The organism is Halomonas sp. GXIMD04776 (assembly GCF_049808615.1).
Classification (GTDB): Bacteria; Pseudomonadota; Gammaproteobacteria; order Pseudomonadales; family Halomonadaceae; genus Modicisalibacter.
Genome location: NZ_JBNCAN010000014.1, coordinates 86195 through 108797 on the forward strand (window position 1 = coordinate 86195; position 22603 = coordinate 108797).

Sequence of the window (22603 nt, forward strand, 5' to 3'; positions counted from 1 at the left end):
AAACAAAGATACATAAGGAGAACCTGACATGCGCACACTCTTCATGCTTTGCTGGCTGCTATGGGGCGGGTTGACGAGCATCGCCATGGCTCAAACCCAGACATCACCCACCGATATGGAACTTGAAACAGGCATCAAGATGGGGCCGCAGGTCGAAGGACAAACGTTTACTTATTCGACGGGCGGCGAGACCTATGAAGGCTATCTGGCGCGCAATGCCGGTGACAATGAGCCCCGTCCGGCGGTAATCGTCGTGCATGAGTGGTGGGGGCTCAACGACTATATCCGAGCGCGAGCCGACCAGTTGGCGGCACTGGGCTTTGTGGCGCTGGCCGTGGATATGTATGGCGATGGCCAGGTGGCGGCTCATCCAGATCAGGCCGGCGAGTTCTCGAGCCGTGTCATGCAGGATTGGCCCTCCGCCCGCGCGCGACTCGAAGCGGCCATGATGAGCCTGCATGAGCATCCTTGGGTCGCCAAGGACAAGGGCATGGCGGCCATCGGTTATTGCTTCGGCGGTGGCGTGGTCATGAACATGGCGCTCTCCGGCATGCCTATCAAGGCGGCGATCAGCTTTCATGGTAGCCCCACCCAGGCCGTCTCCAATCCCCAGTCCTTCGATGGCGTGGTACAGATTCACAATGGCGCCCAGGACCCGCTGGTCAAACGGGATGCGCTGATGGCGATGGCCCAGACGCTCGAAGCCCAGGGAGCGGAGGTCGAGGTCATCAACTATCCCCGGGCAACCCATGGTTTCACCAACCCCTTTGCCGATGAGGTGGGTGAGCAGTTCGACCTACCGCTAGCCTACAATGCAGCCGCCGATGCGTCCTCCTGGCAGGCGGCATTACTGACCCTGGACAGGGTCCTGAATGGCAACTGATAGGTGTCGCGCTAGGAGAGAAGATGTCCTTTGAGGTACATGCCATTGCCTCCATCGAGGCCGTACCCGCCATCCTGTGGAATAGCTTGATCGATGCCGATCAGCCTTTTATGCGCCACGAGTTTCTGCATGCACTGGAAGCCTCCGGGGCGGTGACATCCGCCACCGGATGGACACCAGCGCATTTGACGGTGTGGCAAGGAGAGGCCCTGGTCGCGGTGATGCCGCGCTATTACAAGACGCATTCCCGCGGTGAGTACGTATTCGATTGGGCCTGGGCCGACGCCTGGGAACGCGCCGGTGGCGACTACTACCCCAAGGCGCTGACGGCGATTCCTTATACCCCGGCGCCTGGGACCCGAATTGCTATCAATCGGGATAGTGCGGAGCCGGCTACCATATTCGCCGCATTGGCCGACCATTGCTGCAATGGCGATCTTTCGAGCTGGCATCTGCTGTTTGCCGAGGATGCGGAGGTCGATGCCTGGAAAGATGCCATGCCTGAGCTGCTCGAGCGACATGCCATTCAGTTTCAATGGCGCGATCAGGAGTTCGGTGACTTCGACGGCTTTCTTGCGTCCATGAGCTCGAAGCGGCGCAAGGAAATTCGCCGCGAGCGCCGTCGTGTGGCGGAGCAGGGGATCACGCTTTCGCGCTTGACGGGGGAGGCGATCGACCCAGCGGCACTGGCGCATTTCTATCGTTGCTATCAGATGACGTATCTGGAGCGCGGACAGCGCCCCTATCTGCCCTTCGATTTCTTCCAGCGTCTGCGGCGTACACTGCCCGAGGCCTTGGTGCTGATCCAGGCGCGGGTAGAAGGCCAGGCGATCGCCGCGGCTCTTTGCCTACAGGGCGACAAGACCCTGTATGGCCGCTATTGGGGGAGTGAAGTGGAAGCGGACTGTCTGCACTTTGAAACCTGTTATTACCAGGGTATCGAGCACTGCCTGGTGAACGGCATGATGCTGTTCGATCCCGGCACTCAAGGCGAGCACAAGTTGAGCCGGGGATTTGCCCCGCGGCGCTTGCGTTCTCTGCATTACATTGCCGATCTCGATTTTCGACGTGCCGTATCGCGCTTTTGCGAGCAGGAGCGAGTGCACATCGACGCCTATGAGCGCCAGGCGTTGACACGCTTGCCTTTTCGCCATGAGGTCGGTGCCTCCTGGCGAGGAGCATCATGAACTTCCTGTTCGAGGCGGCGGTACTGCTCGGAGTCGCGATCATTGCCGTTCCTTTGTCTCAGCGCCTGGGGCTCGGTTCGATCCTCGGCTACCTGAGCGCGGGGCTATTGCTTGGTCCTTCAATCACCGGTTTTATCGCTGATCCCGAGTCGGTGTTGCATTTTGCTGAATTCGGCGTGGTGATGTTGTTGTTCATCATCGGTCTCGAACTCGAGCCCTCCCGGCTTTGGACCATGCGCAAGCGACTTTTTGGGCTAGGTAGTTTGCAAATGCTGGCCTCGGGGGCATTGCTGACTCCGGTCGGCTTGATGCTGGGGCTGAGCCTCGACGTGTCCATCCTGCTGGGCTTGATCCTGGCTCTATCCTCAACCGCGTTTGCCTTGCAGGTGCTCAACGAACGCCAGCAACTGACCACGCCTCACGGTCAGGCGGCCTTTTCGATCCTGCTGTTTCAGGATCTGGCGGTGATCCCGCTATTGGCATCGCTGCCGTTTTTTGCCGGGGTCTCGGAGCTTGCCATGGGAGAATCCTGGCTGCTGGTGCTGCGTGCCGTGGGCACTGTCATGGCGGCCATCGTTTTCGGCAGACTGGTCTTTCCCCGGGTGCTCGCGCTGGTCGCACGCAGCGAAGTACATGAGCTTTTCACCGCGGCGGCACTGTTCATGGTGCTGGGAATGGCGCTGGTCATGGAATGGGCGGGGCTTTCCATGGCCTTGGGGGCCTTTCTGGGCGGGGTGTTGCTCGCCGATACCGTTTATCGCCATGAGCTTGAAGCCAATATCGAACCCTTCAAGGGCTTGCTGCTGGGCTTGTTCTTCATCGCCGTGGGCATGTCGGTGAATCTGGCGCTGGTCTTCGACAATCTTTGGTGGGTGCTGGGCATCACGCTACTGACGCTGGTAGGCAAGCTCGTCGTCATCGCTCTCATTGGTTTGATCGCGCGGCTACCGTATCCGGAAATTCCTCGTCTGGCGACGGTTATCTCCCAAGGCGGTGAATTCGACTTCGTGCTACTGACCGCCGCGGTGAGTGCCGGCGTATTCGATCAGCGCATTGCGAGTCTCTGTATTGCCGCGGTCACCCTGTCGATGGCGCTCACGCCGTTTCTCTATCAAGCCGGGGAGCGTTTGGGTGACCGCTTCAAGCAAAAGAAGCCCTACGATGGCGATTTCGGGGAGGATACACCGCCGGTATTGATTGCTGGACTGGGGCGCTTCGGCCAGATGGTAGCCCGGGTGCTCAAGTCCCAGAACATCAACTTCACGGCGCTGGACCCCAATATCACTCAGGTGGAATTCATTCGTCGCTTCGGTTCACGAATTTACTATGCGGATGCCTCGCGCCTGGATCTCTTGCGTTCGGCGGGGGCGGAACAGGCCGCGATCCTGGTCATCGCCGTGGATGATGCGGATACTGCAACACTCATCGCTCGTCAGGCGCGGGATCATTTTCCTCATCTCAAGGTGTTTGCTCGTGCACGTAATCGCCATCATGCCTGGCAATTGATGGAGCTGGGGGTCCAGGCGGTGGTGCGCGAAACCTTTGCCGCCAGCATGGAAATGAGTAATGAAGTCCTCAAGGGGATGGGCTACCCGAGTTCCAACGCCCTGGACGCGGTACGAACCTTTCGCGAATTCGATAATCAGTTGTTCAAGGATGCCTACAAGGATCGTCACGACGAAACGGCAATGGCGGCTAACGACAGGGCCGCCATGGCGGAATTGCAGTCGCTGTTTCAGAAGGAATTCGATAAGCGTTCCAAGCGTCAAAAGCGCTCCGAAACGACCCAAACCGAGCCGGAATCCCCTTGATGGAGAAGCTATTAAGGAGTGCATCATGGCACCCAGCAATTGGCGCAGACGTCTTCAGGCGCTGGATATCACGTCTCGCGGCGACCTGACACCTCTTTCCGGTGGTGACAGCGCTGCACTCTGGCAGCTGGATAGCGATCAGGGACGGGTGGTCGTCAAGCAAGACGATCCGGCCCGTCTGGCCGGAGAGGTCGATGGTCTGCGGGCACTGCATGCCGCCAAGACATCTCTGATCGTTCCCGAGGTGCTGGGGTTCGACGATGACATGCTCGTCATGCAGGCATTGGACAGGATCTCGGGTGGGCGCCAGGGCGACCAAAAGCTGGGCGAGGGGCTGCGTGAGCTTCACGCGGTGACCGATGCGACCCACGGCTGGAAAGCCGACAACGCTTGTGGACCGACTCCTCAGGACAATACGCCCTGCGCCGATGGTCGAGTCTTTCAGCGCGAACGACGTCTGTTGCCGCTAGGGCGCGCCTGTGCGGAAAAGGGATTGTTGAGGGCGGCGACCCTCGCGAAGCTGATCCGGATCGCTGAGGATCTCGAGACCTGGCTGTCGGACGCCCGACCGAGCCTGGTTCATGGCGATCTATGGTCCGGGAACGTGGTATACACCCGCGAAGGCCCGGCGATCATCGATCCGGCGGTCTATCGTCATTATCCGGAGGTGGATCTGGCCATGCTGACGCTTTTCGGTTCGCCTTCCGCTGCGTTCTTCGAGGCTTACTGGGATGGCAACCGCCCGGATGACTGGCCGCGGCGCCGGACGTTGTTCCAACTCTATCCGCTGCTCAATCATCTATTGTTATTCGGTACCGGCTATCGTGGCGCCGTGGAGCGTGCGGTCGATGAGTTGGAGTGAGAGTTCCGTTTACCCATGAGAAGGCGTGCACATAAGCTCAAAGAGGGTATCGATCAGAGCGCCCCCTTCGCGGCTCAACGAAAATCGCTCGGGTTCGCGCAACCAATCGTGAAAAAGACCGCCCAGGGTCGATTGCAGTAAACGCGTCGCCGTTTCCGGGGTCAAAGAGGGGGCCAGCAGGTGCTGCTCACAGGCCTTGTGAAACTGTATGTACATCTCGTCATGGCACTCCTGAGCCAGGCGATTCTGCATCTCCAAAGGATTGATATCGCTGAAGAACTCGCAGCGATGCAACAGAATCGAATGCACCCGACGAATGTGCGGTTGCTCGAGGCGTGCCAAGCCGCGATGACACGCCAGGCGCAAGGCTTCCAGGGGTGAGTCGAGTAGGGCGGGTTCATTGACCTCGTCGATCAGCTCCTCGAAAGGCATGCGCACTCGCTCTAGCAAGGCATGGAAAAGATCGGCCTTGTTCTTGAAATGCCAATAGACGGCACCACGCGTCATCCCGGCATGGCGCGCAATCTGATCCAGCGAGGTGCGTGCCACGCCATGGTCAAAAAAGACGTCTTCGGCGGCATCAAGCAGGGCTTCTCGGGTGGCGTAGGCTTCGGCTTTGGTACGTCTGGCCATAAATTACATCGACTCACTGAATAGCACGTAAAGCCATCATAACGCCGATGAGACAATATTTACATACATAGGTGTATGGTTGTATCCTGAGCGGCTATCGGCCGACTCTGAGGCCACTGAACTCAAGTGAAGGACTAAGGAGCGCCGATGCGCATATCGACCGCAAGATACGGGTGTTTCGTTGGGCTGCTGATGACATCGCTGTTGGCGGGTTGCGGCTCTGGTGATGAGAGCCAAGGCGGTGGCCAACAGCAGGGTCAGCAATCGGCACCCAGGGACGCCCAGGTCATGACAATGGAGCGGCGCACCATCGGCTATGACCGTACCTATTCCGCCAAACTGCGTAGCGAGCAGGAAGTAGAAATCATCGCCCGGGTCCGCGGTCAACTCGAGGAACGGCTTTTCGATCCCGGAGAGATGGTCGAGAAAAGCCAAAGCCTCTACACCATCGAACCCGATGTCTATCAGGCCACGGTCAACCAGCGCAAAGCGGACTTGCAAAGCGCCCGGGCCAAGGCCAACCGTGCAGAGCGCGACGCGGAACGCTTCAAGCGGTTGTTTCGTCAGAACTCGGTCAGCGAACAGGATCGCGATCAGGCGGTAGCGGAGCTGCAGGTGGCGCAGGCCAGCGTTGCTCAGGCCGAGGCGGCCTTGGAAAGCGCCCGGGTCGATCTGAACTACACCAATGTAGAAGCGCCGGTGTCCGGCATGATCAGTCTTAGCGACGTCAATGTCGGCAACGTGGTCGATGTCGGAACGGAGCTGGCTATAATTACACCGTTGGATCCTATCGAAGTTCGTTTCAGCCTGCCTCAGAGAGAGGCTTTCGATCTGCGCCGACAGCGCCAGCAAGGTCAAGACATCACCGCGACCCTGAAGCTTCCGGGTATTGAAAACGCAGACCTGGCGAAACTGAAGGGCGAACTCGATTTTTTGGGTACCCGGGTCGACTCAGGCACCAGCACGGTGCAGGCGCGGGCCATGTTCGACAATCCCGATGGGTTGTTGATGCCGGGGCAGTTCGTGCGCGTGGTCCTCGAGAACATGAAGCGCTATGACGTCATGGCAGTACCGGAGATCGCCGTGACCCAAGGCTTGATGGGCCCCCAAGTGTACGCGCTCAATGACGAGAACAAGATAACTGCTCGCAACGTGACCCTCGGCGAAATGGCCGGCGCCCTGCAGATCATCAGCGATGGCCTGGAGCCAGGTGATCGAGTCATCGTCAGCGATCCGGGTGGTCTCAAGGCCGGTGCCAAGATCAATGCGCAACCTTACTCCGGTAACCCCAAAGAACTCTCCGCTCAAGAGAGCGATGAGTCCAGGTCTTCAGCGAAAGATTCTGCCAAAAAGGGCGGCGGCCAGGGCTCTTCCGGTGCCGCTGATAATGACGCTGAACGATCGTCTTCAAAGCAGTCATCTGCGGATGATGCCAAGGAACAAGGCGGCGACGCATGAATTTCTCCGATTTTTTCATCAAGCGTCCGATCTTTGCCACGGTTCTCTCGATCATCATCGTGGTGATCGGGGCGCTGGCGATGCGTGCCTTGCCGATTCAACAGTATCCCAGCGTGGTGCCGCCCACGGTCTCGGTGCAGGCGACATTCCCCGGAGCCAACGCGGACACCGTCTCTCAGACCGTAGCGGCCCCCTTGGCCGAGGCGATCAATGGGGTCGAGGACATGCTCTACATGACCTCGACCAGCTCCGACAACGGCATCATGCGCATGGATATCGCCTTCGAGATCGGCTCCGATGGCGACATCAATACCATCAATGTCAACAATCGGGTGCAGTCGGCGCTATCTCAGCTACCCGAGGCGGTACAGTCCCAGGGCGTCAACGTCGAGTTGAGCTCGAGCAGCATTCTCCTATTGGTTGCCCTGCGCTCACCCGATGGTGAGTACAGCAAGACCTATATGCAGAACTATGCGGTGCTCAATATTCTCGACGAGCTGCGCCAAATTCCCGGGGTAGGGAAGGCTGAGGCCTTGGGCGGAAGCCAGTTCGCCATGCGGATCTGGCTTGATCCGGATAAGCTGGCGCAGTACGACCTGACGCCGGCGGAGGTCGCCAGCGCCATAAGGGCTCAGAATACCGAGGTGCCTGCAGGCAGTCTCGCTGCGGAACCCCAAGGTGACCCGCGTGCCTATACCTATACCATTTCTGCCGGTGGGCGGCTTTCCAGCGCGGATGAGTTTCGTGATATTTACCTGCGCACCAACCCGGATGGTTCGTCGCTATACCTGAAGGATGTTGCGCGTGTCGAGCTTGGTGCCTCCTCCTATGCGGTGAATGCCCAGCTCAATGGCGCAACCATGGCGCCGATCATCATCAACCAGCAGCCCGAGGCCAACGCCCTGGAGACGGCGGACAAGGTCAGGGACAGCATGGAGCAGCTTGCCGATCGCTTCCCGGCGGGGCTGGAATACGTGGTGCCCTATGACACCACCCTGTTTATCGATGCTTCGATCACCACTGTCGCTGAAACATTCATCGAAGCCTTTATCATCGTCGCGGTCATCGTCTTCCTGTTCCTGCAGAACTGGCGTTCGACCATCATCGCCATGACCGTGGTGCCGGTATCGGTATTGGGTGCCTTCGCCGGGCTTTATGCCCTGGGTTTTTCGATCAACCTGCTGTCGCTGTTCGCGATGATTCTGGCCATCGGCATCGTGGTGGACGATGCCATACTGGTGGTGGAGAACGTCGAGCGCCTGCTCGAGGACGACACGGACATGTCGATCGTCAAGGCGGTCAGCGAGGGCATGCGCGAGGTTGGCGGGCCGGTCATCGCCACCGCCTTCATCATGGCCGCGGTATTCGTGCCGGTAGCGTTTCTGGGGGGGTTCACCGGCCAGATCTATCAGCAGTTCGCGCTCACCATCGCCATTTCCGTGGCCATTTCAGCCGTGGTGGCGCTGACCTTTACACCAGCGCTGGCCGCACTTTTCCTCAAGCACAAGAAGAGTCACGCGGACGAGTCCAAGCTGATGCGTGCAGTGCACGCGCCGGGACGCTGGTTCAACAAGGGCTTCGATTGGATTACCCGCGGCTACATGGCTATCGTGCGTGCTCTGGTCAAACTCTGGGTGCTGGCCCTGGCGCTCACCCTTCTGGTATTGGCAGGTTCCTTCTGGCTTTATGAAAGTACGCCCTCGAGCCTCGTGCCGGAAGAAGATCAGGGCATTGCCCTGGCCTCGGTCAGCCTGCCGGACGCCGCCTCGGTAGCGCGCACCACCGACTATGTAGAAGCGGTCAGCGCTCAGATCGAAAAGGTTCCCGGCGTCGATTTCGTCTCGGCGATCGCCGGCTACGATCTGCTCACCAGTTCGGTGAATACTGCTCGTGGCACCATGTTCGTGAGTATGGAGCCTTGGGAGAAGCGCGATCTTACTGCCACTGAGATCATAGCTCGTGTCAACAAGATCGGTGGGCAAACCCAAGGCGGGACGCTGCGTTCCTTCAACTTGCCGCCGATTCCAGGACTATCCACTACCGGCGGCTTCACCGGCTATCTGCAGTCCTTGGAGGGAGCCAGCCCTAATGAGATGGGCCAGGCAGCCAACAAGATCATGCAGGCAGCCAGCAAGCGCAAGGAACTGGCCCAGGTATTCACCACCTTCAATCCGAATGTGCCGTCCTACCGCGCGCAGATCAATCAGCAAAAGGCGCTGAGTTACGGTGTGTCGATTCAGGCGCTCAACACGACCTTGTCGAATACCCTGGGCAACGGTTTCGTCAACTACTTTTCCTACCAGAATCGCAACTTCCAGGTGTTTCTGCAGAACGAGGACGAGTATCGCCGTTCCAAGGAGGATTTGAGCAATATCTTCGTGCGCGGCGGCAATGGCGAGCGTATCCCGCTGGCGGAGTTCGTCACTTTGGAACGCATCACTGCGCCGGCGGTCACGACACGTTATAGCGTGTATTCCGCCGCGCAGTTTCAGGGAGGACCGGCACCGGGCTATAGCTCCGGACAAGCCATCACTGCCATGGAGGAGGTGGTCAGCGAGACCTTGGGAGACGACTGGAGCATGGGCTGGACCGGTACCGCTTATCAGGAGATCAATACCGGCAATGCGGCGACCATCGCCATCGCCTTTGGTCTGTTGATGGTGTTCCTGATCCTGGCGGCCCAGTACGAGAGCTGGTCGCTGCCGCTGGCGGTACTCACGGCGGTGCCCTTCGCCTTCTTGGGAGCCATCGGTGGGATCGCGCTGCGTGGGTTGAACGTTGGTGTCTATGTCGAGGTCGGTATGCTGGTGGTGGTTGGCCTGGCGGCCAAGAACGCCATCCTGATCGTCGAATTTGCCGAGTTGCAACGCAAGGAGCAAGGCATGTCGATTCCCGAGGCGGCCATTCACGCTGCGGAACAGCGCTTCCGGCCCATCGTCATGACGTCCTTGGCGTTCATCTTCGGGACTTTGCCATTGGCTCTTGCGTCTGGCGCAAGTAGCGGAAGCAGTCATGAGATCGGTACCACCGTGGCGGTGGGTATGGCCTCTGTGGCGATACTGGCAAGTTTCTTCGTGCCCTCCTTCTATGCCGTGATCGCCAGGTTCTCCGAGTGGTTGAGTCGTAAGCGTGGCAAGAAGCGTGACAGCAATGAGGACTCGGCAAGAACCGCCGAGGCATAAACGTACTTGCATCACCGGTAGTGTTCGAAGCCAAGGCATGCAGTGCCTTGGCTTCATTGTTTCAAACGGGCACTGTGGTCGCTGCCCTTTTTACAAGTTAGGAGATAAGTATGCCGTTCCCCCGTCATTGGCACACAACAATCGCCATTTTAGCGATGCTGGTTCTAATGATGATGTCATCGGCCTCTGCTCAGGCCCAAGGCTTGCCGATCCCGGGGATGAGTAGCGCAACTAAAAACGAAGAGCAGGCCAAGCAGAACCCCGAGGAGCTACGCAATTCGCTGGATGAGGTCATCGGTACACTGGAAAGCGATGCCCAGCGTAGTGAACTATTGAACAGGCTCAAGGAGTTGCGAGAGGCGAGTGCAAGCGCGTCGTCGCAGCAGAGTGAAGAGCGGCAAGGGCTGCTCGGGGCACTGGCGGATACCTTCACCGCCGTGGATGAACAGGCCCAGGAGGGAAAGGCGCCCCTGGATATTTGGGCGCAACGCTCGAAGCGGGCAGGGCAGCGCGTCGAATCGTTGTTTGCTTCCACGAGCCGGGAAGAGCTACTGCGCGGTTTTATCGAAACCTCGATAATGATGGGGATCTGGCTGGGCTTGCTGGTGTTGCTGGTAGGGGTAGGACGATACCTGCTACGTCGCAACGACTGGCCCCGAGTGCTCCCGCCGGAACCTCGTGCAGGTTTGCTGATCATCCACTTTCTGCGTAAGGTGCTGCCCTGGGCGCTATCCTTCGCGGTCATGCTGGTCAGTTTACGCTGGCTGGATACTCCCGCGCCATTCAGTGCCTTCGTGCTGGTGCTTGCCTATATCACCCTGTGCGGACGTTTACTGGCTACCGTGTTCGACGTGGTGATTTCGGTCTTTACTCGAGGGCATCGTCGCGTTGCGGTGGCACTTCTGCGCCAGCAGGCACTCAAGCGGATTTTCGTCATCGGTGCCTTGGCCGCACTGAGTGATGCGCTCAGCGGTGCGCGTCTGGAAAATCTGCTCGGCCAAGATCTCTCCGGCTGGCTTGCGGTGTCGGCCAATGTATTGGCCGGCATAGTGGGAGGCAGGCTCATATTGCGCATCCAGCGCCCGGTCAAGCATCTGATTCGCAACCGTCCCTACCCTCAGCGCCGCAACCAGAATGCACTGCGCGATCTGATAAATGTTCTTGCACGGCTGTGGCATGTGCCCGCGCTGCTGTTGATCGGCGCGTCGCTGGTGGCGATTTTTGTGACCGGCGGCGAAGCCGATGGGGCTTTCACCCGGGCGATCATCGACGCAGCCCTGTTGGTGCTGGCGCTGGTACTCGCCGGCATGCTGCGTCGTCAGAGTGAAAAGACCCTCAAGCGCCTGCGTCTGTCGCAATATCGACGCCGTCTCGAGCGTTTCGGCTATGCGCTCGGTCATCTGGTGACATGGGTAGTCTTTGCCGAACTGGCGTTGCAGGTGTGGAATGTATCCTTGCTGGGCATCGGCGCCGATAGCGCAATCAGCGCGCGCATCGGGCGTGCATTGCTGGGCATTGGGCTGACTGTCATGCTGGCCTGGTTGATATGGATCATCGCCGATACGGGGATCCAGAGGGCACTCAATACCTCGGCACGGACGCGTGGCCGCCGCGTGTATAATGCCCGCGCCCAAACCATTACACCGCTATTGCGCAACGTGGTACTGGTTACCATCATCATCATCGCTGCCATTGTCGGGCTTGCCAACCTGGGCGTGAACGTGACACCGCTATTGGCCGGTGCCGGTGTCATCGGTCTGGCTATCGGCTTCGGCGCCCAGACCCTGGTGCAGGACTTGATCACCGGGCTGTTCATCCTGATCGAAGATTCCCTGGCGGTGGGCGACTTCGTCCAACTCGGTGACTTCATGGGGGCCGTGGAAGGCTTGACCATGCGGACCGTCCGCCTCCGAGACCTTGACGGCGTGGTGCACATCATTCCCTTCAGTGAAATCAAGTCGATTCATAACATGTCCCGGCAGTTCGGTATTGCGCTGATGTACCTGAGTATCCCGCATACCATGAAGATCGACGATGCCACCAGCTTGATGAAAGAGGTCGCGGACGATCTGCGCAAGGACCCGGTACTGCGTCATCTGATCTGGTCGCCGTTGGAGTTCCAGGGCATTCAGCGTTTCGAGGAAGGGGCTGCGATATTACGCATCCGTATGCGCACCAAGCCGGAATACCAGTGGGATGTGACCCGCGCTTTCAATCTGCGTCTCAAGCAGCGTATGGATCAGGACGGTCAGGATCTGGCCATGCCACGCTTGAATGTGGTGATGCAGAATGCGCCACCGTCTCAAGCAAGCGAATCCTGGGCTTCGGACGAACAAGTGACACGAAATGTGGGGCACGCGCCGGGACAAGGAGGGGATGCGGCGTAAAAGATACGGGTTGCGCTTGCTTCGCGCCTCCAGGTGAAAGTGACAGTGATTTCCTGGCGCTCGCGACCACAAGTAATTTTTGTGTTTGCTCAATCACTGCTACGCTTAATTCAGCGAACGGAAATCGCTGAAACATTCCGCTCTCGGTCATTCGACCCTTCATCAGGATCGATCAATCAAGCATTTGTGCAGGACTTTACCAAGGAGCAGAGACAATGAAAGACTCCAAGACGGACAAAGGCGAAGGTCTGATAGACAAGGCGGCAGGCAAGGTCAAGGAAGCCTTCGGCAAGGCAACCAATGACAAGGATACCGAGGCCAAAGGCAAGACCCAGACGGCCAAGGGGGATGCCAAGCAAGCCAAGGGCAATCTCAAGGATGCAGTCGATTCCGGTCATGACGCCCACACGACCAATGATCCCAATAATCCCCATAGACCCTGAGGGTACTGGTTCACCATGCCAAGGGGCCGCAATGCGGCCCCTTGGCGTGTCATGTCTGTGCTAAAAACTTTCGCGGCAGTGGTATGGAAACTTGTCGTTCAAGGGCTGCAACGATAGAAATGCGCCGGGAGGAAGTTCAGTGGTATGAAATTACGCTGCACTTCGGAAAAAGTCTTGTTCAGGTGCGGCAGCACGCTGGGTGAAAACTGGTAAAGCAGGAAGGCCCCGCTGGGTGCGATCACCTGCTGTGTAGCGCGCAGAATCTTGTCCTTGACCAGCGCAGGTAGGGTGCTCAGCGGAATGCCGGCAATGATGTAATCCGCCGGGCCCAGCCCATGCGCGGACAGCACCTGCTCGATGTTCTCGGCAGATTCGTGAACTATCTGAAGACGTGGGTCCGGACAAGTTTGCTCGAGGAACTCGACAAAGTCTTCATTGGTCTCGAGCACCAGCAATGTCGCCTCCGGGTGCATCTGGCGCAGAATCTCGCGGGTGAAAGTGCCTACACCCGGTCCATACTCGACCAGCACTCGTGCCTCTTGCCAGTCGACATGGGAGAGCATGCGTCGAACCAGAAAGGGAGAGCTTGGGATGATCGAGCCGAGCATCTTGGGATGCTTGACAAAATTCTTGGCAAACAGAAAAACCTGCTTGTTGAGTGAGGTCGAGGATTGTAGATAATTTGTTGTGTGCTTATTGAATTCCATTCGTCGGGTTCCTTGTGAGTCGGCTTACTGACTACCTTAGGCCAACACTTGGAGCAGGAAAAGAAATTCTTGGATTTATCGGCAGCAATACGCCGCTGATTATTTGGAAGCGTTCCGCAGTGGCTGGTGATAGTGAATGAGTTGCGTTTTGTCACAGAGCGAAACGCTTAATTAATGGTATTTGTTGGGATAAGGCCCGAAACTGTTCCCCGGTGGCGCTGTGGCTGCGGCAAAACGTCTCTTTACGGTCCCCACCCGTGACATGACAATGGTCGTCTTCATTCAAATGGTTAGCCGGTTATCGGTCGTCGACGACATCTAGACCATGTCTCTGGCGCTTCTTGCGCCTTTCAGCATCAAATATTTCCTAACGAATGTCCTCGGGATAGCCAGCTGAGATAATCGTGTGTATTTTTTTAGCTCGCTAATTAATGTCCTGTTTCATGGATGGGCTTCCAGGCTTGCAAGAGGTTGTGAGATGAGCAAGAAGTATTTATTTTTTTTCATAGGGTTGTTTTTGCTGACGCTGATTCTCAGCGGCTGCGATGCAGCATTGATAGATCCCAAGGGAATGGTCGGAGATAAACAGCGAAGCCTGATACTGACGGCCTTTGGTCTGATGCTGATCGTCGTTATCCCGGTCATCGTCATGACGGTGCTCTTTGCCTGGCGGTACCGTAATACCAGTCAGGCGACCTATACGCCTGACTGGGCACATTCCAGCGCCATCGAGACGGTGGTCTGGTTCATTCCCTTCGTCATCATTGCATTTCTGGGATGGCTCACCTGGCAGACCTCCCACAGTCTGGATCCCCATAAACCACTCGAGAGCGATATCGAGCCGCTCGAGATTCAGGCGGTATCGCTGGATTGGAAGTGGTTGTTCATCTATCCAGAGCAGGGTGTCGCGACCATCAACGAAATTGCCTTTCCCACCGATGTGCCGGTGCATTTCAAGGTGACCTCGGGCTCGGTGATGAACTCGTTCTTCATCCCCAGCCTGGGCAGTCAGATCTATGCCATGGCCGGTATGGATAATGACGTTCATCTGATTGCCGACGAGGAGGGGACCTATTACGGTCGCTCCGTCCACTACAGTGGCGCAGGGTTCTCGGGTATGACCTTCGATGCCATCGCCACTTCCGAGAAAGGCTTCGACGACTGGGTTAGCAAGGTGGAGGAATCATCCAAGTCGATCACATTCCCCGAAGAGTATTACACGCTGGCGGAGCCTACCAGGAATCATCCAGTCGAATATTTCTCCGAGGTATCACCTGAACTCTACCAGCAGATCGTCGAGAGCTTTCACGGCGGCAGTGGCGGGTCGCAATACGGAGCTCGCGAGGAGCAGAGTAGCGGTCATGAGAATGGGCCAATGAGCGCGGAGGCAGCGGAGTAACACTATGTTTGGAAAACTTAGCCTGGAGTCGATTCCCTATCACGAACCAATCGTCATGGTCGTGGCCGTCGCTATCGCGATCGGTGGGGCTCTCATCGTGGGTCTGTTGACCTATTTCAAGAAGTGGACGTACTTGTGGAAGGAGTGGATCACCTCCGTCGATCACAAGAAGCTCGGTATCATGTATTTCGTCGTGGCGCTGGTCATGCTGATACGCGGCTTTTCGGACGCCATCATGATGCGTACTCAGCAGGCCATGGCCGCGGGGGGCGCGCAGGGCTATCTTCCGCCGGAGCACTACGATCAGATCTTCACCGCGCATGGCGTGATCATGATCTTCTTCGTTGCCATGCCCATGGTCATTGGCCTGATGAACCTGGTGGTACCACTGCAGATCGGTGCCCGTGACGTGGCCTTCCCGTTTCTCAACAACTTGAGCTTCTGGCTATTTGCGGCAGGTGTCGTACTGGTCAACGTATCACTGGTCATAGGGGAGTTCGCCAAGACCGGTTGGCTTTCCTATGCCCCACTCTCGGAGTTGCAATACAGTCCCGGGGTCGGCGTGGATTATTGGATATGGGCGTTGCAGATATCGGGGATAGGTACGACCCTGACCGGTATCAACTTCTTCGTCACTATCCTGAAGATGCGTACCAAGGGCATGACGATGTTCCGCATGCCGATCTTCACCTGGACGTCGCTTTGTGCCAATGTGTTGATCATTGCCTCGTTCCCGATCCTGACGGCAACGATCGCCATGTTGACGCTGGACCGCTATCTCGGCATGCACTTCTTCACCAATGATTTTGGCGGCAACATGATGATGTACGTCAATCTCATCTGGGCCTGGGGTCATCCTGAGGTATACATCCTGATCCTGCCGGCCTTCGGTGTGTTTTCCGAGGTCATTGCAACCTTCGCTCGCAAACGGTTGTTCGGCTATACCACTCTGGTGTGGGCAACGGTATGTATCACGATATTGTCCTTCATCGTCTGGTTGCACCACTTCTTCACCATGGGGGCGGGGGCCAACGTCAATGCCTTCTTCGGCATCATGACGATGCTCATCGCCATACCCACCGGTGTCAAAATCTTCAACTGGCTGTTCACCATGTTCCGTGGACGCCTGGAGTTCACCTCACCGGTACTCTGGACTCTAGGCTTCATCATCACCTTTACTCTGGGGGGTATGACCGGGGTAATGCTGGCCGTGCCGGGCGCCAATTTCGTGCTGCACAACAGTCTGTTCGTGATCGCGCACTTCCATAACGTGATCATCGGTGGTGTGGTATTCGGCATGATGGCGGGCATGACCTACTGGTTCCCCAAGGCCTTCGGCTTCACCCTCGATGAAAAGTGGGGTAAGCGCTCGTTCTGGTGCTGGATCATCGGCTTTTACCTGGCATTCATGCCGCTTTACGTGCTGAGTTTCTTCGGTGCCGCGCGTCGCATGCAGTCCTATCAGCAGGCCGAGTGGCAACCCTGGTTCATTCTGGCCTGGGTCGGCGCCTTCATCATCCTGGTGGGCATCGCCTGCACCATCATCCAGATCGTGGTCAGCATCCGCGATCGCAAGAAGAATGCGGACGTGACCGGCGATCCCTGGGATGGGCGCACTCCAGAATGGGCGACGTCATCGCCTGCACCGTTTTATAACTTCGCGCACCTTCCGGATGTCTCGAGCATCGACAACTTCTGGGAAGACAAGCGGCGTGACGGATTCAACTCTCATCTGAGCGAGCCGCCCTATCAGGATATTCACATGCCCAGGAATACCGTTGCGGGCCCAATGATGGGATTCATCAGTATCGTGTTCGGTTTCGCCCTGGTATGGCATATCTGGTGGCTGGCAGGAGTCAGTGCGATAGGCCTGTTCGTGACCTTCATGCTGCGCATTTTCAACGATGACATCGACTATTACGTGCCCGCCGCAGAAGTCGAGCGTATTGAAAATGAGCATCAACAACAGCTGAAGGAGTTGCAAGCATAATCATGTCAACGCAAACGATGAGTCACTCTGACGCGCATGCCGAGGAGCATGAGCACCACGATGCCGGCGGCATCAAGGTCTTCGGCTTCTGGGTCTATCTGATGAGCGACCTGATAATTTTCGGGTCACTCTTTGCCACTTATGCCGTGCTTCTGCGGGGCACGGCGGGTGGGCCGACGCCCCAGGAAATCTTCGAGCTGCCCTTTATCCTGGTCGAGACCTTTCTGCTGCTGTTCTCGAGTTTCACCTATGGCATCGCCGTGCTGGCGATGAACGACGACAAGCTGGCGCAGGTCAAGCTGTGGCTGGGTATCACCTTTGTGCTGGGGGCGGCGTTCGTGGGCATGGAGCTCTACGAGTTCCAGCACTTGATTCATGAAGGATTCGGGCCGGATCGCAGCGGTTTCCTGACGGGATTCTTCACGTTAGTGGGTACTCACGGCCTGCACGTGACCTTTGGCTTGATCTGGATTCTGGTGATGCTGATTCAATTGTCTACCAAAGGTCTGAACGACATGACGCGACCGCGTATCATGTGTCTGAGCTTGTTCTGGCACTTCCTTGATATCGTCTGGATCTGCGTCTTCTCCTTTGTTTATCTGATGGGGGTCCTGGTATGAGCGACTCACACACGGCAACTGGCGGCGCCAGCCACGGAAGCGTCAGGTCCTATGTGATCGGCCTGATTCTGTCCATCGTGCTGACCGTAATTCCCTTTGCGGCGGTCATGACGGGCGCTCTGAGTACTGCGGCGACGGTATTGACCATCGTCGGCATGGCGGTATTGCAGGTGCTCGTGCAGCTGATCATGTTCATGCACATGAATACCAAGTCCGACGAGGGGTGGAACTTCATGTCCTTCGTCTTCACGATATCGATACTGGTTCTGGTGGTGGGAGGTTCATTGTGGATCATGCATCATCTACATCTGAACATGATGCTCGGCTAGCGCCGGAGCCTTCTATATTCAAGGAGTTTCTTGCCATCACCAAGCCGGGGATCATCCTCGGCAACATGATCTCGGTGACGGGTGGATTCTTTCTGGCCGCCCAGGGTGCGTTTGAGCCGGTGCTTTTTCTAGCCACGCTGCTGGGCGTGGCCTTGGTGATCGCCTCCGGTTGTGTGTTCAACAACGTCATTGATCGCGATATCGATGTCAGAATGCAGCGCACCCGAAATCGAGCCCTTGTGCAGGGTCTGATTTCCGTGCCGGTGGCACTGGCTTACGCGACCTCATTGGGGCTGGCGGGCGTGGTGATCCTGTATCGGATGGCGAATCCACTGGCGGCGCTGTTTGCCGTAGCGGGTTTCATCGTTTACGTGGGTTTGTATAGTCTCTATTTCAAACGTCATTCGATACACGGCACCTTGATCGGTAGCCTTTCCGGGGCGATGCCGCCGGTGATCGGTTATTGCGCGGTCGCCAATCAGTTCGATCTGGGCGGTGCGCTCCTGCTGCTTATCTTCAGTCTGTGGCAGATGCCGCACTCTTATGCCATCGCGATCTTTCGCTTCGACGACTACAAGGCGGCGTCGATACCGGTGCTGCCGGTCGTGAAGGGGATCGCGACTGCCAAACGCTCCATCGTACTCTATGTCATCGCCTTCACCGCGGCAGTGCTGGCGTTATCGTTGGCGGGGTATGGGGGTTATGGCTATCTGGTCGTTGCCGGTGCGGCGAGTCTATATTGGCTTTACCTGGCGCTATCCCGTTATCACAGGGTCGACAACAACGCCTGGGCGAAAAAGCAGTTCGCTTTTTCCATCATAATGGTCATGATCATAAGCCTGACGATGGTGATCGATTTTGGCGTCTCATCCGCCGCTGCATTGCTGACTGATATTTGATCCCTTCCGAGTCGTATCGATCCACGAACTTTCCCCGGGTAAAAGTATCTAGGTAAGGAATCACGTCATTTCGGCAATGTGCCCGTAGAGGAACGAATGTCATGCGTCCAAGAGTGGGGCAAGTGATCGGTTTATGGATGATGGGATCGTTGAGCACCGCTCAGGCAGCTGCCACCTCTTGGGATATCGTTCAGGGCGAGAGCCGGCTGAGCTTCATCGCGATTCAGGAAGGTGATGAATTCGAGGGTGAGTTCGCCATGTTCGATGCCGAGATGCGCTTCTCGCAAGACGCTCTCGATGAGAGCCACTTCGATGTCACCGTCGATGTGACCAGTATCGATGCCGGCAATTCACAGCGTAACGACGCACTGCCCGACGAGGAATGGTTCTTCTTCGAGCGTTTTCCCGAAGCCACCTATGTCACGTCGACGATTCGCGAAGGTGGCGACACCCCGTTCGAAGCGGTTGGAACGCTGACCCTGCGGGGCGTAGCGCAGGAAGTCATTCTGCCGTTCACCTGGCGGATCGAGGGCGATCGTGCCGTCATGCAGGGAAGCGTGACGCTGGACCGCACCGACTTCAATATCGGGCAGGGCGAATGGGCCGAGGATGACACCGTCGGCTATCCGGTGCAGGTGGTGGTCGATCTCACTCTCGAGCGGGATACCTAAGGAAATACTGAATAAATGCCTGCGCGTCTCAATCACTGCGTTACGCGGTGCTCGGAATCCTCACATATACCGCATATGCTCCGGTTCCTGTGCTCCGGGCGCCTTGTGCTTGAGCCGCTCGTCGATTTATTCAGCACTTCCCTAAACCATGTTCGCCGTGCCTTGAATAAATGCCATCAGGGCACGGCGATTTTGCTTGGTTTGTAGGCGTTTATCTTTCGATCTGATTCAGTGCCTGTTCCAGGCTTGCGACGCTGCGGCCGGTGTGATGGAGCTTGTCGAGACCGAATAGCCCGATACGGAAGGTCTGGAAGTCATCGCCCTCGTCACACATCAAGGGGACGCCAGCGGCGACCTGAACGCCCTGCTGGGCAAACTTGCCGGCAATGCCCGGATCGTCGGTATAGCTTACTACGACGCCCGGTGCCTGAAAGCCCTCCGCCGCGACGCTCTTGAAACCATGATTGGTCAGCATGGCGCGGATGCCTTTGCCCAGTTCCCACTGTTCGGCCTTGACCTTATCGAAGCCATAATCCCGGGTTTCCTGCATGATGTCGTGCAGCCGGGCAATGCCGTCCGTGGGTAGGGTGGCATGATAGGCATGGCCGCCATTCTCGTAGGCCGCCATGATCTCGCGCCATTTGCGCAGATCCGCGGCGAAACTGCTGCTGGTGGTTTCCTTCAGCCGCGCTTCGGCTCGTTCGGAGAGCATGACCATGGCGCAACCCGGCGAGCCGCTCCAGCCTTTCTGGGGAGCGCTGATCAACACGTCTACGCCGGTAGACTGCATGTCGACCCAGATGGTGCCGGAGGCAATACAATCGAGTACGAGTAAACCGCCTACCTTGTGAACCGCCTCCGCCACCCGCTTGAGGTAGTCATCCGGCAGGATCATGCCGGCGGAGGTCTCGACATGGGGCGCAAACACCAGATCCGGGCGCTGCTCTTCGATGCTCGCCACGACGTCCTCGATGGGTGCCGGTGCGAAAGGGGCTTGTTTCCCTTCCTCGATGCGACGCGCTTTCATCACCGTAGACTGAGAAGGAATGTTTCCCATCTCGAAGATCTGGGTCCAACGGTAGCTGAACCAGCCGTTGCGAATCACCAGTACCTTGCGCTCCTGAGCGAATTGCCGGGCCACTGCTTCCATGCCGAAGGTGCCGCTACCAGGCATGAGAGTTGCACTGTGGGCGCTATAAACGCCCTTGAGCATGTCGAGCACATCATTGACCACGCCCTGGAATGTTTTGGACATATGATTGAGCGATCGATCGGTGTACACCACCGAGTACTCGAGCAGGCCATCGGGATCGACATCGGGCAACAAGCCGGGCATTTCTTTACCTCCACATGGCTATGATATTGACTCTCTAGGATAGGCGTAAAGGTCGGCAACGACTAGCGGCTTTCCACAGGCACACCGTTGGTTTCGGCTCCACTGGCGGCATTCGCCTTGCCGTCGTTGTCGACGCTGGTGTCCAACTGGCTGTAAAGCGCGTGATGCAGGGTCAGCCGATCATAGAAGGTTACCTTCAGGGGAAACGGGCGGCTGGACAGGAGCAGCGATCGCGCGACACTACTGGGATCTTCCAGTTCCTTTTTCAGGTCAGCGTAATCGATCAGAAAACCCCGGGCATTGGCATGTTCAGTGGCAATGGCGAACGCCTTGCTGATGCGTGCCGACATGGCTTCCGGCGTCTCTTCCGGTACAGGATGCGCCTGCATCTCGAGCAAGTTTTCAGTCGTCCAGCCAAACTTCACCGGCTGATTGATCAGTCGAACCGTCGTTCCTTTCGGCACTCGGTAAATGAGGTTTTCGATATCGTCGGACAGCATCCGAATGCAGCCGTGGGAGACACGCATCCCGACCCCATCCGGACGATTGGTGCCATGAATCAGATAGCCCGGAATGCCCAAAATGATGGCATAGTCGCCCAGCGGGTTATCGGGCCCCGGTGGCACGACGCGAGGAAGTACGTCACCGTTTTCGGCATGTTCGGCGATGACGCTTTGAGGAGGATACCAGCTGGGTTGCTCCACCTTGGCAGTGATCGTCGTCGTGCCCAGCGGCGTTTTCCAATCCATGCGCCCGATGCCAATCGGATAGGTTTCGACGGTCGCGGGCTCGCCTGGTTTGGCCGGTGGATAGTAGTAAAGCCTCAGCTCAGCGATATTGATGACGATGCCTTCCCGGGGGCCAGGCGGGAGAATATAGCGGGTAGGCAACAATACTCGAGTGCCCTCGCCGGGTAGCCAGATGCTAACCTCTGGATTTGCTTGGGTTACCGCGTTGTAGCCCAGGTTGTTGTTCAAACCAAGATCGAGCAGGGTATCGTCCTGAGAGGCCGTTACGATGGTTGTCTGGCCCACCACATCGCCATTGTCAGGGAGAGAATAGTGGCCTTGGGGCAACGCTTCCTGGGCCAGCAACAGCCGGGGAAACGTCAATGTGATCAATATGACCAACGCTGCAATGATAAAAAGTGCGATCCAATAATCTGTTCTTCGTCGCCCTGATACGTGCATCTATCGTGACCTACCGTGCCGATTGTCTATGAAAGGGCGGGTTACCCATCTTGGATGCGTAACCTAAACCAAACGCGCCAAACTTTACAGGGTGCGTTCGAGCCCCATCTGCCAGAAATCGATTTCCAGGCGCGTAGCATCACGAAATATCGTGGCCAATTCGTCGAAGCGAGCCGGTGTGACATGCTCCAGACGTGTATTCAGCCAAGCGATTTCATCCTGCATGGCGTGCTGAAATTCCGGGCTTTCATACATGGCGATCCAGGCGCTGTAGGGATTGCCATCACGCCGGGTAAAGGCTTGAGCATTGAGCCAGTTGGCAATCTCGCCGTAGCCGACCAGACAAGGGGCGAGGGCTACATGCATGTCGAGCAGGTCGCCGCGATTGCCGGTATCCAGCACATAGCGGGTATAGGCAAGAGTCGCCTTGGCTTCCGGAAGCGCCGCGAGAACGTCTTCGGATATGCCCCATTTACGACAGTAGCCGACATGCAGATCTAGCCCGGATATTGCATCGGGCATGAAAAAAGCGGCTGAAAATCGGTTATAATTCAAGCTCCTACACCAGAATCAACCGCATCAGCCGCCATGACAAAATGTACCATGCCCACCGCCT

The 22603-nt window shown here is 57.4% G+C and carries 18 protein-coding genes and 1 pseudogene; 14 read left to right on the forward strand and 5 right to left on the reverse strand.

All coding sequences use genetic code 11. From position 1 onward, the window contains the following. The first annotated feature begins 28 nt into the window (after positions 1-28). The 4 genes from ACPF7Z_RS11220 to ACPF7Z_RS11235 are packed head-to-tail and all read left to right on the forward strand — an operon-like array spanning position 29 to position 4743. Positions 29-883 (forward strand): dienelactone hydrolase family protein, encoded by an 855-nt coding sequence (locus tag ACPF7Z_RS11220; protein ID WP_425193331.1) that lies wholly within the window; start codon positions 29-31, stop codon positions 881-883. A 23-nt stretch (positions 884-906) separates the two neighbouring features. Continuing rightward, complete coding sequence (locus tag ACPF7Z_RS11225; protein WP_425193332.1) at positions 907-2070, forward strand: GNAT family N-acetyltransferase; 1164 nt, start codon at positions 907-909, stop codon at positions 2068-2070. Next, the gene (locus ACPF7Z_RS11230) at positions 2067-3881 is read left to right on the forward strand and encodes a monovalent cation:proton antiporter-2 (CPA2) family protein (RefSeq protein WP_425193333.1); all 1815 of its coding nucleotides are present in this window, start codon (positions 2067-2069) and stop codon (positions 3879-3881) included. The genes ACPF7Z_RS11225 and ACPF7Z_RS11230 overlap by 4 nt, the downstream gene beginning before the upstream one ends. A gap of 25 nt (positions 3882-3906) precedes the next feature. After that, positions 3907-4743, forward strand: a complete 837-nt coding sequence (locus ACPF7Z_RS11235) for a fructosamine kinase family protein (protein WP_425193334.1) — start codon at positions 3907-3909, stop codon at positions 4741-4743. Between the two features lie 9 nt (positions 4744-4752). Here ACPF7Z_RS11235 and ACPF7Z_RS11240 read toward each other — a convergent pair whose 3' ends face one another. Next, on the reverse strand, positions 4753-5376 hold the full coding sequence (locus ACPF7Z_RS11240) for a TetR family transcriptional regulator (protein ID WP_425193335.1): 624 nt from the start codon (positions 5374-5376) through the stop codon (positions 4753-4755). A gap of 147 nt (positions 5377-5523) precedes the next feature. On the opposite strand from ACPF7Z_RS11240, the gene ACPF7Z_RS11245 reads away from it, so the two are divergent. The 4 genes from ACPF7Z_RS11245 to ACPF7Z_RS11260 all read left to right on the forward strand — a co-directional run bounded on the left by ACPF7Z_RS11245 (position 5524) and on the right by ACPF7Z_RS11260 (position 12846). Continuing rightward, positions 5524-6834, forward strand: a complete 1311-nt coding sequence (locus ACPF7Z_RS11245; RefSeq protein ID WP_425193336.1) for an efflux RND transporter periplasmic adaptor subunit — start codon at positions 5524-5526, stop codon at positions 6832-6834. Beyond that, on the forward strand, positions 6831-10016 hold the full coding sequence (locus tag ACPF7Z_RS11250; RefSeq protein ID WP_425193337.1) for an efflux RND transporter permease subunit: 3186 nt from the start codon (positions 6831-6833) through the stop codon (positions 10014-10016). Before ACPF7Z_RS11245 ends, ACPF7Z_RS11250 begins: the two co-directional genes overlap by 4 nt. Positions 10017-10126: 110 nt before the next feature. Next, positions 10127-12403: a mechanosensitive ion channel family protein gene (locus ACPF7Z_RS11255; protein ID WP_425193338.1), complete on the forward strand. Its 2277-nt coding sequence runs from the start codon at positions 10127-10129 to the stop codon at positions 12401-12403. Between the two features lie 215 nt (positions 12404-12618). Then, entirely contained in the window at positions 12619-12846 is a 228-nt protein-coding gene (locus ACPF7Z_RS11260) for a CsbD family protein (protein ID WP_425193339.1), read from the forward strand. 98 nt (positions 12847-12944) lie between these two features. On the opposite strand, the gene ACPF7Z_RS11265 is transcribed toward ACPF7Z_RS11260, so the two are convergent. Next, positions 12945-13553: a class I SAM-dependent methyltransferase gene (locus ACPF7Z_RS11265; RefSeq protein ID WP_425193340.1), complete on the reverse strand. Its 609-nt coding sequence runs from the start codon at positions 13551-13553 to the stop codon at positions 12945-12947. A gap of 478 nt (positions 13554-14031) precedes the next feature. On the opposite strand from ACPF7Z_RS11265, the gene cyoA reads away from it, so the two are divergent. From cyoA to ACPF7Z_RS11295, 6 genes are all read left to right on the forward strand, one after another. Further along, positions 14032-14952, forward strand: a complete 921-nt coding sequence (cyoA, locus tag ACPF7Z_RS11270; RefSeq protein WP_425193341.1) for a ubiquinol oxidase subunit II — start codon at positions 14032-14034, stop codon at positions 14950-14952. Positions 14953-14956: 4 nt separating this feature from the next. Beyond that, positions 14957-16942 carry a cytochrome o ubiquinol oxidase subunit I gene (gene cyoB / locus ACPF7Z_RS11275; RefSeq protein WP_425193342.1) on the forward strand — a complete coding sequence of 662 codons (1986 nt, stop codon included), beginning with the start codon at positions 14957-14959 and terminating at the stop codon, positions 16940-16942. A gap of 2 nt (positions 16943-16944) precedes the next feature. Beyond that, positions 16945-17562, forward strand: coding sequence for a cytochrome o ubiquinol oxidase subunit III (locus ACPF7Z_RS11280; protein ID WP_425193343.1), 618 nt, complete (start codon positions 16945-16947; stop codon positions 17560-17562). After that, complete coding sequence (locus ACPF7Z_RS11285; protein ID WP_425193344.1) at positions 17559-17891, forward strand: cytochrome o ubiquinol oxidase subunit IV; 333 nt, start codon at positions 17559-17561, stop codon at positions 17889-17891. Before ACPF7Z_RS11280 ends, ACPF7Z_RS11285 begins: the two co-directional genes overlap by 4 nt. Next, positions 17849-18790, forward strand: a complete 942-nt coding sequence (gene cyoE, locus ACPF7Z_RS11290) for a heme o synthase (protein WP_425193345.1) — start codon at positions 17849-17851, stop codon at positions 18788-18790. Before ACPF7Z_RS11285 ends, cyoE begins: the two co-directional genes overlap by 43 nt. 101 nt (positions 18791-18891) lie before the next feature. Next, a complete protein-coding gene (locus tag ACPF7Z_RS11295) occupies positions 18892-19461 on the forward strand; it encodes a YceI family protein (RefSeq protein ID WP_425193346.1) in 570 nt (189 codons plus the stop codon). 211 nt (positions 19462-19672) lie between these two features. Here ACPF7Z_RS11295 and ACPF7Z_RS11300 read toward each other — a convergent pair whose 3' ends face one another. The 3 genes and pseudogenes from ACPF7Z_RS11300 to ACPF7Z_RS11310 all read right to left on the reverse strand — a co-directional run. Beyond that, on the reverse strand, positions 19673-20797 hold the full coding sequence (locus tag ACPF7Z_RS11300) for an aminotransferase class V-fold PLP-dependent enzyme (RefSeq protein ID WP_425193347.1): 1125 nt from the start codon (positions 20795-20797) through the stop codon (positions 19673-19675). Between the two features lie 62 nt (positions 20798-20859). After that, entirely contained in the window at positions 20860-21918 is a 1059-nt protein-coding gene (locus tag ACPF7Z_RS11305; RefSeq protein WP_425193348.1) for a L,D-transpeptidase family protein, read from the reverse strand. Between the two features lie 153 nt (positions 21919-22071). Further along, positions 22072-22488: pseudogene (locus tag ACPF7Z_RS11310) on the reverse strand (TenA family protein); the annotation flags it as partial. Positions 22489-22603 lie beyond the last annotated feature (115 nt).

Bases quoted from the DNA above. Each gene is read 5' to 3' on its own strand.
- ACPF7Z_RS11220 (WP_425193331.1), top strand. From the start codon at position 29: ATGCGCACACTCTTCATGCTTTGCTGGCTGCTATGGGGCGGGTTGACG.
- ACPF7Z_RS11225 (WP_425193332.1), top strand. From the start codon at position 907: ATGTCCTTTGAGGTACATGCCATTGCCTCCATCGAGGCCGTACCCGCC.
- ACPF7Z_RS11230 (WP_425193333.1), top strand. From the start codon at position 2,067: ATGAACTTCCTGTTCGAGGCGGCGGTACTGCTCGGAGTCGCGATCATT.
- ACPF7Z_RS11235 (WP_425193334.1), top strand. From the start codon at position 3,907: ATGGCACCCAGCAATTGGCGCAGACGTCTTCAGGCGCTGGATATCACG.
- ACPF7Z_RS11240 (WP_425193335.1), bottom strand. From the start codon at position 5,376: ATGGCCAGACGTACCAAAGCCGAAGCCTACGCCACCCGAGAAGCCCTG.
- ACPF7Z_RS11245 (WP_425193336.1), top strand. From the start codon at position 5,524: ATGCGCATATCGACCGCAAGATACGGGTGTTTCGTTGGGCTGCTGATG.
- ACPF7Z_RS11250 (WP_425193337.1), top strand. From the start codon at position 6,831: ATGAATTTCTCCGATTTTTTCATCAAGCGTCCGATCTTTGCCACGGTT.
- ACPF7Z_RS11255 (WP_425193338.1), top strand. From the start codon at position 10,127: ATGCCGTTCCCCCGTCATTGGCACACAACAATCGCCATTTTAGCGATG.
- ACPF7Z_RS11260 (WP_425193339.1), top strand. From the start codon at position 12,619: ATGAAAGACTCCAAGACGGACAAAGGCGAAGGTCTGATAGACAAGGCG.
- ACPF7Z_RS11265 (WP_425193340.1), bottom strand. From the start codon at position 13,553: ATGGAATTCAATAAGCACACAACAAATTATCTACAATCCTCGACCTCA.
- cyoA (WP_425193341.1), top strand. From the start codon at position 14,032: ATGAGCAAGAAGTATTTATTTTTTTTCATAGGGTTGTTTTTGCTGACG.
- cyoB (WP_425193342.1), top strand. From the start codon at position 14,957: ATGTTTGGAAAACTTAGCCTGGAGTCGATTCCCTATCACGAACCAATC.
- ACPF7Z_RS11280 (WP_425193343.1), top strand. From the start codon at position 16,945: ATGTCAACGCAAACGATGAGTCACTCTGACGCGCATGCCGAGGAGCAT.
- ACPF7Z_RS11285 (WP_425193344.1), top strand. From the start codon at position 17,559: ATGAGCGACTCACACACGGCAACTGGCGGCGCCAGCCACGGAAGCGTC.
- ACPF7Z_RS11295 (WP_425193346.1), top strand. From the start codon at position 18,892: ATGCGTCCAAGAGTGGGGCAAGTGATCGGTTTATGGATGATGGGATCG.
- ACPF7Z_RS11300 (WP_425193347.1), bottom strand. From the start codon at position 20,797: ATGCCCGGCTTGTTGCCCGATGTCGATCCCGATGGCCTGCTCGAGTAC.